Below are 15,494 nucleotides of genomic sequence, written 5' to 3' on the forward strand. Positions count from 1 at the left end.
GCCGCAGGTTGAATTCGCATCATCCAGGGTCCGGCGGTCGATCGGCGGCTGGACATTCATTTTCGATACACGGGAGTTCTCGATGGTCCGCACTCTTCTGGCAACCACGGCCATGGCCGCCGTCCTCGCGACCGGCGCCCTCGCTCAGACCACCACCACGACCACAGGCGAGCAGCCCGCGATGAACGCGGCTCCCGCGGGCACGATGGCGCCGTCCGGCGATGCGACGGGCACGTCCGCCGGCATGCAGTCCGAAGCCTCCGCGCCGACCGCCGACATCGCCTACGTCCAGTCGCTTGGCGCCGACCAGCACCTCGTGACCGACCTCGACGGCCAGACCGTCTACGCCTCCAACGCGGCGGACGCCGAGTCGGCGGGTGAGATCGACAACTTCATCGTCGGCGCCGACGGCACGGTCGTTGCCGCCGTGGTCGACATGGGTTCGTTCCTTGGCGATCAGTCCAAGACCGTTGCCGTCCCCTACGACAAGATCGAGTGGACCACGGGCGAGAACAACCAGCCCCGCGCCGTCCTGACCGCTTCGCGCGACGAGCTTGCCGCCGCCCCGGCCTTCACGGTCAACAAGCAGCCGGTCTCCACGGTCGCCAGCAACACCACGGACGACTCCGGCTCGACCAACATGAGCGGTCAGGGCAACATGGCGGCCAACAGCACGACCGCCGGCAACACCGGTGCCACCAATACGCTGAACGGCAACATGGCCGGCGGCACCATGGCCTCGGGCGGCATGGCCGCCGAGACCGCGGCTCCGGCCTCCACGACCAATATGGCCGCCAACACGACGGCTGCGTCGGGCATGCAGAACGGCTACGTCGCGACGCTCGCCAACGACCAGTTCCTGTCGGACGACATCGTCGGTGACAACGTCTATTCCGGTCCGGCGGCCGATGCCGACAACATCGGCAACATCAACGACCTCGTGATCGCGGCCGACGGTCGCGTTCAGGCGGTGGTCGTGGGTGTCGGCGGCTTCCTCGGCATCGGCGAGAAGAACGTCGGCGTTCCGTTCGACAACATCTCGATGAACGCCGATCCGTCGGGCGAGCCGCGTGCGGTGCTTGCAGCGAGCAAGGAACAGCTGACCAACGCGCCGGCCTTCCAGTCCAACGAGAACCGTATGGCCGCCAACACGGCCGCTGACACCGCTGCCAACACGATGGGCGCCGCCGGTGCCGCTCCGACCGGCATGGCCGCGGGCACCGCAGGCATGGCGGCGGGCACCGCAGACACCGCCACGAACACGGCAGCCTCGGCGACGAGCGGCATGGCGGCTTCGAGCGGCATGGCCTCGTCGGGCACGGAAACGACGGCCTCGACCAGCGGCAATACGCCGGCCGCGAACGTCGGCACGCCGGTCACGGGCGCCGACCTCACGGCCGACAACCTGATCGGCACCTCGGTCTACGGGCCGGACAACCAGACGATCGGCTCGATCGGCGACATCGCCCTGACGCCGGACGGTCAGGTCGACGCGGTGATCGTGGACGTCGGCGGCTTCCTCGGCATCGGCGCCAAGCCGGTGGCCGTGGCCATGGACAACCTTCAGTTCATGCGCGACTCCGGCGGTTCGCTGACGCTGACGACGCAGTTCACGCAGGACCAGCTGAAGAACGCGCCCGAGTTCAACCGCGACACCTACGCCGAGAACCGCGACCAGATGCGCGTCGCCAACCCGGGCGACGTCCCGGCGGCTCCGGCGGCCCAGTAAACCGGTCGCTTCGCAAGCACATCGACGGACAGCAGGGCCCGCCAATCGGCGGGCCCTGTTTCGTTGCCCTTCACGCTTTCGTTCTGCTTCCTTACCAAAATTTATGGCAGCAGCGCTCGCTCGATCGTCTATCGTCCGCCATCTCCGCGCCCCTCCGGACGGCCGGAGTTCGGCCCCGTACGAAACGGACCTTCGAAACGTCGTCGTGGCGGCGGAGCCGACGGAGGGCCGAGATCGAGCAGCCCGGGCCGTCGGCCCTCGCGTCAACCAAGGGTTTCCATGGCCGTTTTCCGCCAGATCGCCGTCACGCTCCTTCTGATCGCGGCTGCCGGCTGCGCGTGGCTGTATCTTTCGCCCGCCCCTGGCCGCTTCCTTCTCGCCGACGATCGGCTTCCGAGCGCGCTCCGGCCGCTCGTCGGCGCGTTGTCCTCTGCGGACGACGAGCCCAAGGTCGGCGCGACGCAGACGCGGCAGGGCGCCGGGCGTCAGGCGCCGCTGGTCGCCGTGGCACAGGCGCAGCCCCTCGTGACGCGCGACCGGCTTCGCGCCATCGGATCGGGAGAGGCGCTGCGCACGGTCGCAGTGCGGCCCGACGCGACCGGCATCATCAAGTCCCTGTCGTTCCGCTCGGGCGACGCGGTGGAGGCGGGCGCCGTGCTCGCCGAACTGCAGGACGACGCTGAGCGCATCGCGGTCGATCGGGCACGCATCGCGGTTGCGACCGCGGAAGATCAGCTCCGCCGCTACGAGACCTTGTCCACCACCGGCGCCTCGATCACCTCGGTCCAGCTCGAGGAGGTGCGCCGGGCGCGCGATGCCGCCGCGCTCGACCTCCAGGCCGCCGAAGTGGCGCTGGCCAAGCGCAGCATCCGCGCGCCGATCGGCGGACATGTCGGCCTCCTCAATCTCGAGGTCGGCGCGTTGGTCGACGGTTCGACGCTGATCGCGACCGTCGACGATCGCTCCAAGCTGCGCATCCTCTTCGACGCGCCGGAAGCCTTCGCCTCGCAGCTTGCGGTCGGCCACCCCGTCTCGGCCGTTCCCGCGACCCGCTCGGGCGACACGTATCAGGGTGCCATCACCGCGCTCGATAGCCGTCTCGATCCGGCAAGCCGAACCTTGCGCGCCGAAGCGACGATCGACAACGACGGCGATCGCCTGCGCCCCGGCCTGTCCTTCTCGATCGAGATCGGCTTCGAGGGCCAGTCCTACCTCGCGGTCAATCCGCTGGCGGTCCAGTGGGAGCGCACGGGGCCCTTCGTCTGGGTGGTCGCGAACGAGAAGACGACCAAGGCGCCGATCGCCATCATCGAACGCAACGTCGACACGGTTCTCGTCGCCTCGGACACGCTGAAGAGTGGCGACACAGTCGTCACCGAAGGCGTCCAGCTCCTGCGCGAGGGCGGTACGGTGCGCATCCGGCCGACGACGGGGATCGACGCCCTGCCCTCCAACCAGGATCCGCCGACAGCCGAAACCCCGGCTCCCGGCCGCCAGGCGGATGCGGGCGCCGCGATCGCCGCGCCGGGCGGGGCGAGCGCCCGATGAGCGGCGGCGCGGCCAAGCCGGACGGCCTGACGGCGCTGACCTCGCTCTTCATCCGTCGGCCCGTCTTCACCATCGTCATCAATCTCCTGATCATCGTCGCGGGGCTTGCCGCGTTCAACGCGGTCGAGATCCGCGAACTGCCGAACGTCGACCGGCCGGTGATCACCGTCACCACCAACTTCCAGGGCGCGTCGGCCGAGGTGGTCGACCGGCAGCTGACGAGCACGATCGAAAGCGCCGTCGCCCGCGTCGCCGGCATCGCGTCGATCTCCTCGTCCTCGCGCTTCGGCCAGAGCCGCGTCACCGTCGAATTCACCGACCCCACCGACCTCAACGTCGCGGCGAGCGACGTGCGGGACGCGGTCGCGGGCATCGCCAACCAGCTGCCGGACGACGCCGACGAGTCGCGCATCGTCAAGGCCGATGCCGACGCCGACGCGATCATGCGCCTTGCGGTGCTCTCGAACGCGCTGCCGATCGAGGACCTGACGACGCTGGTCGACGACCGCATCGCCGACCGCATCGCGGCGGTCGAGGGCGTCGCCGACGTCGATCTGTCGGGCGAGCGCGAGCGCCTCGTCTACATCGATGTCCGGCCCGACGAGCTGGCGACGCGGGGCCTGACGCTCGGCGACGTGTCGAACGCGCTCGCGAACGCCTCCTTCGACCAGCCCGCGGGGCAGCTTGAATCGCCGACGCAGAACCTCGTGGTGCGCGCCGACGCCGGGCTCTCGACGCCGGAGGCTTTCGGCGCCGTTCTCCTCAACGCCCAGACCCGCCTGCGCGACGTCGCTTCCGTGCGCTTCGGACCGGACGAGGCGGCCTCCAAGACGCGCGTCAACGGGGAGACCGGCGTCGGCCTCGGCGTCATCCGGCAGGCCGGGTCGTCGACGCTGGCGATCTCGGAAGGCGTGCGCGCCGCCGTCACCGAACTCAACACCTCGCTGCCGCCCGGAACGCGCGTCATCGTCACCTCGGACGAGGCGACCTTCATCAACGGCTCCATCCACGAGGTGGAGCTGACGCTGGCGCTCGCGATCGTCATCGTCGTCGCCGTGATCTACGCGTTCCTGATGAACTTCCGGGCGACGCTGATCCCGACGCTCACCATCCCGATCGCGCTCATCGGCGTCGTCGCGGGCATCTATCTCGTCGGATTCTCCGTCAACATCATCACGCTTCTGGCGCTGGTGCTCGCCACCGGCATGGTGGTCGACGACGCCATCATCGTGCTCGAGAACATCATCCGCTGGCGCAACATGGGGCTGACGGTTCGGGCCGCGAGCGTCGTCGGCACGCGCGAGGTGTTCTTCGCCGTCATCTCGACGACCGCAACGCTCGCCGCCGTGTTCATCCCCATCTCGTTCTTGCCCGGCGTCGCAGGCGGTCTCTTCCGCGAGTTCGGCTTCGTGCTCGCGATCTCGGTGACGCTCTCCGCCTTCATCGCCCTGACGCTCTGCCCGATGCTGGCCGCCCATGTCCTGGCGGAGGCGAAGGACGAGCCGCAGCCGGGGGCGCTGAAGCGCGGCGCCGGACGGTTGGGCGGCTGGCTCGCCGCCCTCTACGCCGGCGCCCTTCGCAAGGCCCTGTCCTATCCGCTGGCGGTGATCGTCGTCTCGGCGATCTTCGCAGGCGCGGCGATCATCACATTCCAGAACCTGCCGCAGCAGCTCACCCCCAACGAGGACCGCGGCAGCGTCCTCATGAGCATCACGGCGCCGCAGAGCGCGAGCCTCGACTACACCGACACGCAGATGCGACGCGTCGAGGAGATCGTGCTGCCGTACGTCCAAAGCGGCGAGGCGACCGGCGTCTTCGCGCGCATCGGCACGGGCACGGGCAACGGCGCCTTTATGGTGCTGACGCTGGCGCCCTGGGGCGAGCGCGAGCGCACGCAGCAGGAGATCGCCGCCGAGCTCAACCGCGCCTTCGCCGATATCCCGGGCGTCCAGGCGCGCGCGATCCAGCCGAACTCGCTCGGCATCCGCGGCGGTGGGCGCGGCCTCCAGTTCGCGCTGGCCGGGCCGACCTACCAGATGCTGTCGGACGCGGCGACCTCGCTGGAGGAGGTGATGAACGCCGACGGGCGCTGGGGCCGGGTCCAGCTCGCCTTCGACACGACGCAACCGCAGCTCTCGGTCGAGATCGACCGCACGCGCGCCTCCGACCTCGGCATCGACATCGACGGGCTCGCCTCCGCCATCCAGTCGCTGCTCGACGGGCGCGAGATCGGCACGACCTATGTCGACGATCGCGCGGTCGACATCCACGTCGTCTCGACCTCGCAACCGATCAACGATCCCGGCGATCTCGCCAACATCTTCATGAAGACCGGCGACGGCCGTTTCGTGCCGCTGTCCTCGATCGCGACGATCAAGGAAGAGGCCGTCGCGCCGACGCTCGCCCGCGAGGACCAGTCGCGCTCGGTTGCCATGTCCGCCGATCTCCCCGCCGGCTTCTCGATTCAGCAGGCCTGGGAACAGACGCAGGAGTTCGCCGCCGGCAAGCTGCCCGAAGGCGTGCGCCTCGTGCCCTTGGCCGAGGCGGCGACGCTGGAGGAGACGTCGAGCGGGCTTGCCATCGTCTTCGGCTTTGCGATCGTCGTCGTCTTCCTGGTGCTGGCGGCGCAGTTCGAGAGCTTCGTGTCGGCGCTGATCATTATCGCCACCGTGCCCTTCGGCGTCGCCTGCGCGGTCTACGCGATGGACTTCTTCGGCGAGACGCTGAACCTCTACTCCCAGATCGGCCTCGTGCTCCTCGTCGGCATCATGGCCAAGAACGGCATCCTGATCGTGGAGTTCGCCAACCAGCTGCGCGAGGAGGGACGCACCGTGCGCGAGGCGATCGAGGAGGCCTCGATCATCCGCCTGCGCCCCGTCATGATGACGATGATCGCGACGATCGTCGGCGGCGTGCCGCTGATCTTCTCGGCGGGCGCCGGCGCCGAGGCGCGCGTCTCGCTCGGCTACGTCATCGTCGGCGGACTGGGGTTGGCGACGATCGCGACGCTCTTCCTCACCCCCGTCGCCTATCTCGCCCTCGCCCGGCTGACGAAGCCCCAGGCCGAAGGCGAGGAGCAGCTGCGGCGCGATCTCGCCGCAGCCGAGGCGCTTGGCAAAGGCGGCGCGGCGACACCGGCGGAGTAGCGTTTAGAGCCGATGCTCCCAGTCGGCACGGCCCCGCAGGGGGCGTGCGTTGGGATGGTCGCCATGGATGTCGGCGTCCAGCGTCTGGGGCAAGCTGGTTTGATCCCAGCCGAGCCTCCACAACCAGGCGGCTAAGCGCTCTCGCCACGTCGAAACTTTCGAGGACGTGACGCGAAGCGGCGGATGAACGTCGAATTCATCGAGCGGAACGTGTTTCATGGGTGGGCTCCGGCAGGATCGCTGGAGCCGATTATGCCTCCATGCCCTCTTGCCGATCCAACCGAAGCTCGCGCATGATGCATAAGGAGACCTTATGCATCATGGCCCGTCATCTTCCGCCCCTCTCGGCCCTTCGCGCCTTCGAGGCCGCCGCCCGGCACCTCAGCTTCACCCGCGCGGCGGATGAACTCGGCATGACGCAGGCCGCGATCAGCTATCAGGTCCGCCTGCTGGAAGAACGGATCGGCACCCCGTTGTTCCTGCGGGGCAAGCGGCAGGTGGAACTGACGGATGCCGGGCGGCGCCTCGGTCTCGACGCGGGCGGCGCCTTCGATCTTCTGGCGGCCTCCTTCGAGGCGGTGAAAGGCGGCGCATCGGGTGTCCTGACGATCAGCGTCATTCCGACCTTCGCGACCGGCTGGCTGGCGCGGCATCTCTACGCGTTCCAGCTCGATCATCCCGAGATCGCCGTGCGGCTTCATGCGACGCGCGACATCAGCGACTTCGACCGGGAGCCGGTGGACCTTGCGATCCGCGGCGGCCTCCATCCCGGCCGCGGCCTCGTCGCCCACAAGCTCCTGCGCGCCGATTTCACGCCGATGCTCAGTCTTGCCCTGTCCGCAAGGATCGGTAGACCTTTGGACGACCCCGCCGATCTTCTCGCTTATCCGCTGATCGACCCGACCGACCCGTGGTGGAACGAATGGTTCGCTCATGCCGGCATCCGGCGCGAGGGGTTCGACGTCGACGACGGACACAAGATGGGCGGGCAGGATCTCGAATCGATCGCAGCCCTTGCAGGCCACGGCGTGGCGATCCTCACCCCCTTCTTCTATCGCGAGGATCTCGCCGCCGGCCGGCTTCGCCAGCCCTTCGACCTTCTGTGTCCGACGGAGCGCGGCTATTGGCTGTGCTACCCGCCGGGTCGGCGCAACGTCCCGAAGGTCCGCGTGTTTCGTGACTGGCTCCTGTCACACTTTCCTGATCCCGACGCCGATCTTTCAAGCGGACGGGCGATCGGCTAGAAGCCGGCCATGGCCCCTCCCCCGCTTCTTCGCCTCGACGGCGTGCGCCTGACCTTTGGCGGCACGCCCCTTCTCGCCGACGTCGAACTCGGCGTCTCGCCCGGCGACCGGATCGCGCTGGTCGGGCGCAACGGGTCCGGCAAGTCGACCCTTCTCAAGATCGCGGCGGGCACCGTCGAGCCGGACGGCGGCGAGGTGTTCCGCCAACCGGGCGCGACGATCCGCTACCTCGCGCAGGAGCCGGACTTCGGCGACGCGCCGAGCGTCGAGGCCTATGTCGCAGCGGGGCTCGGCCCGGCGGACGATCCCTACCGTGTGACGCGCCTGATCGAAGGCCTGGGTCTTCGCGCCGATGCTCGGCCGGGCGATCTTTCGGGCGGCGAGGCGCGGCGCGCGGCGCTGGCCCGCGTGCTGGCGCCGGAGCCCGACATCGTGCTCCTCGACGAGCCGACCAACCATCTCGACCTGCCGACGATCGAATGGCTGGAGGAGGAGGTCGCCTCAATCCGCTCGGCCGTCGTCATCATCAGCCACGACCGCCGCTTTCTGGAGAAGACGACGCTGGCCACCGTCTGGCTCGACCGCGGCCGGGTGCGCCGCATCGAGGAGGGCTTCGGCAGCTTCGAAGCGTGGCGCGACAAGGTGCTGGAGGAGGAGGAGCGCGATCTCCAGAAGCTCGATCGCAAGATCGTGCGCGAGGAGCACTGGCTTCGCTACGGCGTCACCGCCCGGCGCACGCGCAACGAGCGACGCCTCGCCGGCCTTCACCAGTTGCGCGCCGACCGCAAGAACGCCCGCCGCGCGACCGGCGTCGTCGAGATGCAGGTCGGCGACACGCGCGAGAGCGGCAAGCTGGTGATCGAGGCGAAGGCGATCGAGAAGGCTTATGGCGACCGGGTTCTGGTCGAGAACTTCTCGACCCGCATCCAGCGCGGCGACCGCGTCGGCTTCGTCGGTCCGAACGGCGCCGGCAAGACGACGCTCCTGAAGATGCTGATCGGCGAGGCGGCGCCCGACGCGGGTACGGTGCGGCTCGGCACCAATCTCGACCTCGCCTTCCTCGACCAGAAACGCGCGAGCCTTCGCGACGATCTCCCCGTGTCCGAGGCGCTGACCGACGGGCGCGGCGATCAGGTGATGGTCAACGGCGAGCCGCGGCACGTCGCCGGGTATCTGAAGGACTTCCTGTTCCAGCCTGAGCAGATCCGCACGCCGGTCGGCAACCTGTCGGGCGGCGAGCGGGCACGCCTGCTGCTGGCCAAGACGCTGGCGACGCCCGCCAACGTCCTGGTGCTGGACGAGCCGACCAACGATCTCGACATGGAGACGCTGGACCTTCTGCAGGAGCTGATCGCCAACTATCCCGGCACCGTGCTCCTCGTCAGCCACGACCGCGACTTCCTCGACCGCACGGTGACGAGCGTCATCTCGCCGGAGGGCGACGGGCGCTGGCTCGAATATGCCGGCGGCTATACCGACATGGCGGCGCAGAAACGCGGCGCGCAGGCCGAGGCGAGGAAAGCCGAGAAGTCCGCCGCCAAGCCCGCCGCCGCGGCGCCCGCCGCACGCCCCGCCGGCCAGCCGAGCACCAAGCTCTCGTTCAAGCAGAAGTTCGCGCTGGAAAATCTGCCGAAGGAGATCGCCAAGCTGGAAGCGGCGATCGCCAAGGCGGAAGCCGAGATGGCGGACCCTGCCCTCTTCGCCAAGAACCCCGACCGCTTCTCCAAGCTTGCCCAGGAGAGCGAAGCGAGCCGCGCCGCGCTCGCCAAGGCCGAGGACGAATGGCTGGAGCTGGAGATGCTGAAGGCCGAACTCGAAGGCTGAGAGAGGCTCGCCGCTCCTTGCCCCGACGCGGGGGCGAAGGCGAATGCCGTCGCTGTGCGAGATCTGGTCACAGCGGCACGGTTATCACGCCGGCAGACGGGGCTGCCCGTTGCCGTTCACCCGTCGTTCACCAAGTTCTGCTGTGATCTCATTAACCTCCGGGGCGAGGATGTGGCGCGGCCTCCGGGGCGCGCCGACGGCATGAGGAATTCACGGCATGACAACGATGGCGCTCAACCTGCGACCGCTCCAGCGCCCGCTGGCCGCCCTACTGGTGGTGCTGAGCGTTTCGACTTCGGCCCATGCCTTCGAGACCGCGGCGCGCTCGGCGGTGCTGCTCGACTTCGACACCAACACGGTGCTGTTCGAAAAGAACCCGGACGACGAGATTCCGCCGGCCTCGCTATCCAAGCTGATGACGCTGCTCATCATCTTCGACGAGCTGAAGCGCGGCGCGATCCGGCTCGACGAGACCTTCCCCGTCTCCGAAAACGCCTGGCGCACCGGCGGCGCGGCGTCCGGCGGCTCCACGATGTTCCTGCCGCTGAATTCCGAGGTCAGCGTCGGCGACCTCATCAAGGGCATCGCCATCCAGTCCGGCAATGACGCGACGATCGTCGCGGCCGAGGGCATCGCCGGCTCGGTGCCGGCGTTCGCCGAACTGATGAACAAGAAGGCGCAGGAACTCGGCCTGACGCATTCCCGCTTCGTCAACCCGCACGGCCTGCCCGATCCCGGCCAGCGCGTCTCGGCGCGCGATCTGGTGACGCTCGCCACCCACATCATCCGCACCTATCCCGACCAGTATCCGCTGTTCTCGGAGGAGGAGTTCACCTTCAACGGCATCACGCAGCGCTCGCGCAATCCGCTCCTCAGCCTCGGCGCGGACGGTCTGAAGACCGGCCACACGGCGGAGGCGGGCTACGGCCTCGTGGCCTCGGCCAAGGACGACGCGGGGCGCCGCATCGTGTTCGCGATGACCGGCATGAAGAGCGTCAACGAGCGCGCCACCGAGGCGCGCGCGATGATGACGCTGGGCCTGCGCGGTTTCGAGAACGTGGTGATCCTGAAGGGCGACGAGACGGCTGGCGAAGTGCCCGTGGCCGGCGGCGTCGCGGCCAGCGTCCCCGTCAAGGCGGCCGGCGAAATCCGCTTCATCGAGCCGCGCGGCACGGGTTCTCCCTACCAGACCGAGATCGTCCCGGTCGGCCCGATCGAGGCGCCGGTGCCGGAAGGTCGCCGCGTGGCGCAGATGCGCATCACGCGCGACGGCCAAGTGGTGCGCGAGGAGCCGCTCTATGCCGCCGCCAACGTCGAACGCGCTGGATGGCTCCAGCGCGTCCAAGAACAGGTGATGGGCTTCTTCCGCTAGAGGCTTCAGGCCGCCGCGGCGGCATCCATCCAGGTCTTGTGCCGGTCCTCGTCGGCATAGGCCTTGGCGAAGTAAGCCTGCGCCTCCGGGCTGGCCGCCGCGTTCTTCGAGGCATGATCGTAGGCCATCTTGGTCTCGATCTCGTTGGTCGACATGGCCTTCAGGATCGACCGGTCGCCGATGATCGAGGCCAGCGCGACCTTGCCGGTCGTCAGGTACTCCTTGAGGTCGCCCTCCTGCGGGGCGGCGACGCCGAGCTGCCCGGCCATGCGGGTCAGTTCGGCGACATGGGCCTCGTGGTCTCCCTTGAATTCGGCGATCTTGGCCTTGGCGGCCGGGTCGTCGAGGCGCTCGATCGTCGACTGGTAGGCGGCGATCGCGTCGTGCTCGAGGATCAGGAGGTTCTGGACGAGCTTCTCAAAGGTGGTTTCGGTTCCGACGGTGGTGACCATGGGTCGCTGTCTCCGGTCTCTTGTCTGGCAGGTGGGATGGGAGACGGGCCGCCGCTTCGCGGGTCGGCCCGCCTTGCTGGTCAGCGCGAAGCCTTGTAGAGCTTCTGCGCGATCTCGAACATTTCCTCCGGCGCGTAGTCCGGCGTGAAGGCGGACGGAATGCCCGTCAGCTGGTGGATCTTGCCGCCCTCGGGCATCCCGTCGACGACCTCGAGCTCGCCCGGAGGATCGTCGGGAAGCGCCACCTCGCCGTTGCCCCAGATGCCCGCCATCTCGCGGTAGTCGTTGGGGCTGAACGTGTAGAGACGCCGGTGCGAACCCTCGTCGAGGTACTTCTGGCATTCGGGAATCTTCGACAGCGGGATGTTCGGGGTCGGCAGGAACTTGTCGAGATCGACCCCGGTGATCTTCTTCAGCGCCAGCGCATAGGCATGCGCATGCACCGAGCCGCGCACCAGAAGATAGCCGCAGACCTCGCGCCCCGTCGGATCGCTCAAGGTCTCGTAGACGCGCAGCTTGTGCAGGCGGGCGCCGCATTCGAGGTGGAAGTTATGGAGAAGGTCCACCACGATGTTGCCGGTCGTGGTGATGAAGTCGTTGTTCCAGGACACCCCGTTGGAGTTCACCGGCATCGACCCGCCGCCCGCCGAAAGGAAGGCGGCAGCGTTGCGCATGTCCTTCATGTCCTCGAAGGGCGCGCCCGAAATGTCGCCACCGTCGCCGGCATCGCCGTCCTTGGTGTCCGGCCCGTTGGCGAGCATGGCGACGCCGTTCGACACGAGCTCGACATGGCCGAGCTCTTCGGCGGTGATCGCGGCCACGAGGCTGTAGAAGGGCCGAAGCTTCGGCTTGGATCGGAAGTTGAAGCTCTGGAACATGTAGTTCCCGAGCGTGGACATCTCGCCGTACTTGCCGCCGAGGAGCTCCTGCAAGGCGGCGGCCGCATTGGGATCGGCCCGCTTGGGCGCTGGCAGGTTGGCCTGCAGCTGGTCGACGCGCATGAACATGGAAGGGGTCTCCCCTGGTTGATCGGTCCGGTGTGAACCTTCCCCGTCCGGCGGCGTTCCTCGCTGTTTGCGTGCCCGGCCATGCATAGCCGGGTATCGGGCGCGGCGTTTCGCAAGCGCCTTGACGCAGCGCACAAGAGGGCGGATATAGGGGCCGTCATGCCGCGATTGCGCTGCGCCCGCCTTGATCCCGCATCGGGACACTGAGCCGAGCGCCAACCGCCGGAGCCTTCTCAAGGGTCCGGCCGCGGTCCGTGTCGTCCCACTCCTGCGCAGGAGCGTTCGACCGATCTCCGGGACGCCAGGCGTTCCGGTCCACTGTCAAAGGCATTCCTTGACCCAGACGAATTTCCAGGCGCTCGGCCTTGCCGACGTGCTTCTGTCCGCTCTTGCAGCCATGGACATCACCACCCCGACCCCGATCCAGGCGCAGGCCATTCCGGCGGTCCTCAAGGGTCGCGACGTCCTCGGCATCGCGCAGACCGGCACCGGCAAGACGGCCGCCTTCTCGCTGCCGATCCTCGACGCCCTCCTCAAGAAGCCCGTCAAGGCGAAGCCGGGTGCGCCGCGCGTTCTCGTGCTGGCCCCGACGCGCGAACTGGCGCTCCAGATCGCCGAGAACGTGAAGGGCTTCACCGCCGGCACGCCGATCCGCCACATGACCGTGTTCGGCGGCGTGTCGATCCGCCCGCAGATCGAGACCGCCCGCAGGGGCGTCGACATCGTCGTGGCGACGCCGGGTCGCCTCCTCGACCTCATCGACCAGAAGGCGATGACGCTGTCGGCGATCGAGCACTTGGTGCTCGACGAGGCCGACCGCATGCTCGACATGGGCTTCATCCGCGACATCAACCGCATCGTGAAGCTGGTGCCGGACAAGCGGCAGTCGCTCCTGTTCTCGGCGACCATGCCGCAGAACATCGCCTCGCTCGCCGGCAAGATCCTGAAGGATCCCATCCGCGTCGAGGTGACGCCCGAAGTGGTCACGGTCGAGAAGATCGCCCAGAGCTTCTTCCTGGTGCCGCAGAAGGCCAAGAAGCACTGGCTCATCAAGAACCTGCCGGGCTTCGACAAGACCGTCATCTTCACCCGCACCAAGCACGGCGCGAACCGTCTGTCCGAGGATCTCGAGAAGGCCGGCATCGCCGCGCTCGCGATCCACGGGAACAAGAGCCAGGGCGCGCGCCAGAAGGCGCTCGGCCAGTTCCATGCGGGCGAATTGAAGGTTCTCGTGGCCACCGACATCGTGGCGCGCGGCATCCATGTCGACGACATCACCCATGTCGTGAACTTCGACCTGCCGGAAGAGCCGGAAAGCTACGTCCACCGCATCGGCCGCACGGCGCGCGCCGGCAAGTCCGGCATGGCGGTCACGCTGTGCGATCCGTCCGAGCGGGCCAAGCTCCGCCAGGTCGAGAAGCTGACGGGCATGCGCTTCGACGTCCAGACCTCGGAATTCTCCGACGCGTCGGCCTTTGCCGACGAGCCGCGCGAGAGCCGTGGTCCGCGCCAGCCCCGCGGCGGACGCCCGGCCGGCAACAAGCCGCGCTCCGAAGGCGCGCCGCGCCATCAGCCGCGCGGCGCCAAGCCCGGCGAGCGCCGCGGCCAGCCCGGCGGCGCGCCGGCGGGCGGTGCGCATCGCAACGGCGAGGACCGCGCAGCCCGGCCGGACGGCCAGCAGCGCCGGCGTCCGCGCCGGAGCGGCGGCTCGCCCCGCTCGGCCACGGCCTGATCCACGCATACTGCGAAGGGCGCCCTCGAGGCGCCCTTTTCGTATCCGGCGGTTGCTTGGTGCGGTCCTCCTCGCCATATGCCGGCAGACGCCGAACCCGAGACGAGGACGAAACGCATGGCCGAGACCGTGAAGGTCGACATTCCCCACAAGCTGACGCGCGAGGCCGCCCGGCAGCGCATCACGGACGGGTTCGGACGTATCCGCTCCGAGGCGACCGGCGGCATGCTGAAGTTCGAGGATCAGTGGACCGGCGACCGGCTCGACTTCCGCGCCCGGATGATGGGGCAGTCCGTCGTCGGCCGCCTCGACATCCTCGACGACCACATCCATGTCGAGCTGGATCTGCCGGGCTTCCTCGCCTCGATCGCCGGCAAGCTCACCGGCAAAATCCAGAAGGAAGGCCGGGTCCTCCTCGAGAACAAGTCGGCCTGAGGGGGGGCCCTGCTTCCCGACCGTCAGGGGTCGGGTGCGCCGACGCTGCGCAGCGTCGCCTTGTCGGCGGTGACCGCACCGCCGAGCGAACCGCCCTCGATCGCCTGGATGGTGCCGAGGCCCGGCACCACGGAGCCGACCTTGACGCGCATCAACTCCTCGCGCGTCGCCAGCAACGCCTCGTCCTGGAAGATCATCACGATCTGGTAGTCCGACGGCGTCGGCTGACGGTCGCGCACGATGGTAGGCGCTGGCATCGCGTCGGTCTGGACGGTCTCGCCGACCGATCCGGTCTCGATCTGGTCGAGCTTGGGCGCCATGCGGGCGATCGCCGCCTGCTGGAAATAGTCCGGGCTTTCGCGCGAGACGACATAGGACCACGAGAAGAAGCCGGCCGATGAAACCGCCAGCGTCACCGACGACAGCGCGATCGCCCAGTCGACCATCGACCAGTCGCGATCGAGCGCCCTGGACGCGCCGCGGCCCTTGAAGGGGAAGCGGACGGACGGAAACTCGGGCGGCGGGGATGCGACTTGGGACATCGCAGGACTCCTTGCGTGGAGCTTGCAGCTTGGCCCTTCCCCGTTAACGAAGAAATGAGACCGCGACTCCCCGCCCGCCCACCTTCCGCTAGGGTTAGGGAAGCGTAAAAAATGGGCGAGGCGGCGATGCGGACCGAACGGCGACAGGGACAGAGACGGACGACGCGGCTGCGGCCGGGCAAGCTTCTGGGCGCGCGCGACGGTTTCCTGTGCGACTGCGCCGTTGTGGAGCGCTCGACGCGCGGCGCGCGCATCCGCGCCTTCGCGCCGGTGGACCGCGTGCTGCCGGAAGTCCTCACCCTTTACGACGAAGTGGAGACGCGTCGCTGGACGGCGCGGATCGTCTGGGCGCGCGGGGCCGAGATGGGCCTTGCGATCGAGGCCGGCGGCCAGACCGTCTCGGATGCCGAACGCCACAGGATCGGGGGCCTTTTCTACGCCGTCTGAACCGACGCGACGGACA

12 protein-coding genes are annotated in these 15,494 nt (G+C 68.6%); 9 read left to right on the forward strand and 3 right to left on the reverse strand.

Annotation, left to right across the window (positions count from 1 at the left end; all coding sequences use genetic code 11):
• The first annotated feature begins 82 nt into the window (after positions 1-82).
• The 6 genes from ASF65_RS13900 (at position 83) to ASF65_RS13925 (ending at position 10,863) form a co-directional block, all read left to right on the forward strand.
• Complete coding sequence (locus ASF65_RS13900; RefSeq protein WP_082505580.1) at positions 83-1,729, forward strand: PRC-barrel domain-containing protein; 1,647 nt, start codon at positions 83-85, stop codon at positions 1,727-1,729.
• 279 nt (positions 1,730-2,008) lie between these two features.
• The gene (locus ASF65_RS13905; protein ID WP_055890240.1) at positions 2,009-3,277 is read left to right on the forward strand and encodes an efflux RND transporter periplasmic adaptor subunit; all 1,269 of its coding nucleotides are present in this window, start codon (positions 2,009-2,011) and stop codon (positions 3,275-3,277) included.
• Entirely contained in the window at positions 3,274-6,423 is a 3,150-nt protein-coding gene (locus ASF65_RS13910) for an efflux RND transporter permease subunit (RefSeq protein WP_055890242.1), read from the forward strand. The genes ASF65_RS13905 and ASF65_RS13910 overlap by 4 nt, the downstream gene beginning before the upstream one ends.
• Positions 6,424-6,743: 320 nt before the next feature.
• A complete protein-coding gene (locus ASF65_RS13915) occupies positions 6,744-7,667 on the forward strand; it encodes a LysR substrate-binding domain-containing protein (protein ID WP_055890328.1) in 924 nt (307 codons plus the stop codon).
• 9 nt (positions 7,668-7,676) lie between these two features.
• A complete protein-coding gene (locus ASF65_RS13920; RefSeq protein ID WP_055890244.1) occupies positions 7,677-9,491 on the forward strand; it encodes an ATP-binding cassette domain-containing protein in 1,815 nt (604 codons plus the stop codon).
• Between the two features lie 217 nt (positions 9,492-9,708).
• Entirely contained in the window at positions 9,709-10,863 is a 1,155-nt protein-coding gene (locus tag ASF65_RS13925; protein ID WP_244486670.1) for a D-alanyl-D-alanine carboxypeptidase family protein, read from the forward strand.
• A gap of 5 nt (positions 10,864-10,868) precedes the next feature.
• Here the strand turns inward: ASF65_RS13925 and ASF65_RS13930 are convergent, their stop codons facing one another.
• Both ASF65_RS13930 and ASF65_RS13935 read right to left on the reverse strand, forming a co-directional pair.
• Complete coding sequence (locus ASF65_RS13930) at positions 10,869-11,315, reverse strand: DUF2383 domain-containing protein (RefSeq protein WP_055890245.1); 447 nt, start codon at positions 11,313-11,315, stop codon at positions 10,869-10,871.
• 80 nt (positions 11,316-11,395) lie between these two features.
• Positions 11,396-12,322 carry a manganese catalase family protein gene (locus tag ASF65_RS13935; protein ID WP_055890247.1) on the reverse strand — a complete coding sequence of 309 codons (927 nt, stop codon included), beginning with the start codon at positions 12,320-12,322 and terminating at the stop codon, positions 11,396-11,398.
• A 334-nt stretch (positions 12,323-12,656) separates the two neighbouring features.
• Between ASF65_RS13935 and ASF65_RS13940 the strand changes: the two genes are divergently transcribed.
• Positions 12,657-14,054, forward strand: coding sequence for a DEAD/DEAH box helicase (locus ASF65_RS13940; RefSeq protein WP_055890248.1), 1,398 nt, complete (start codon positions 12,657-12,659; stop codon positions 14,052-14,054).
• A gap of 117 nt (positions 14,055-14,171) precedes the next feature.
• Positions 14,172-14,489, forward strand: coding sequence for a polyhydroxyalkanoic acid system family protein (locus ASF65_RS13945; RefSeq protein ID WP_055890250.1), 318 nt, complete (start codon positions 14,172-14,174; stop codon positions 14,487-14,489).
• Positions 14,490-14,512: 23 nt separating this feature from the next.
• On the opposite strand, the gene ASF65_RS13950 is transcribed toward ASF65_RS13945, so the two are convergent.
• Entirely contained in the window at positions 14,513-15,031 is a 519-nt protein-coding gene (locus ASF65_RS13950; RefSeq protein ID WP_055890251.1) for a hypothetical protein, read from the reverse strand.
• Positions 15,032-15,142: 111 nt separating this feature from the next.
• On the opposite strand from ASF65_RS13950, the gene ASF65_RS13955 reads away from it, so the two are divergent.
• Entirely contained in the window at positions 15,143-15,478 is a 336-nt protein-coding gene (locus tag ASF65_RS13955; protein ID WP_055890253.1) for a hypothetical protein, read from the forward strand.
• The last annotated feature ends 16 nt before the right edge of the window (positions 15,479-15,494 follow it).

It is taken from the genome of Aureimonas sp. Leaf324 (assembly GCF_001423245.1).
GTDB lineage: Bacteria > Pseudomonadota > Alphaproteobacteria > Rhizobiales > Rhizobiaceae > Aureimonas.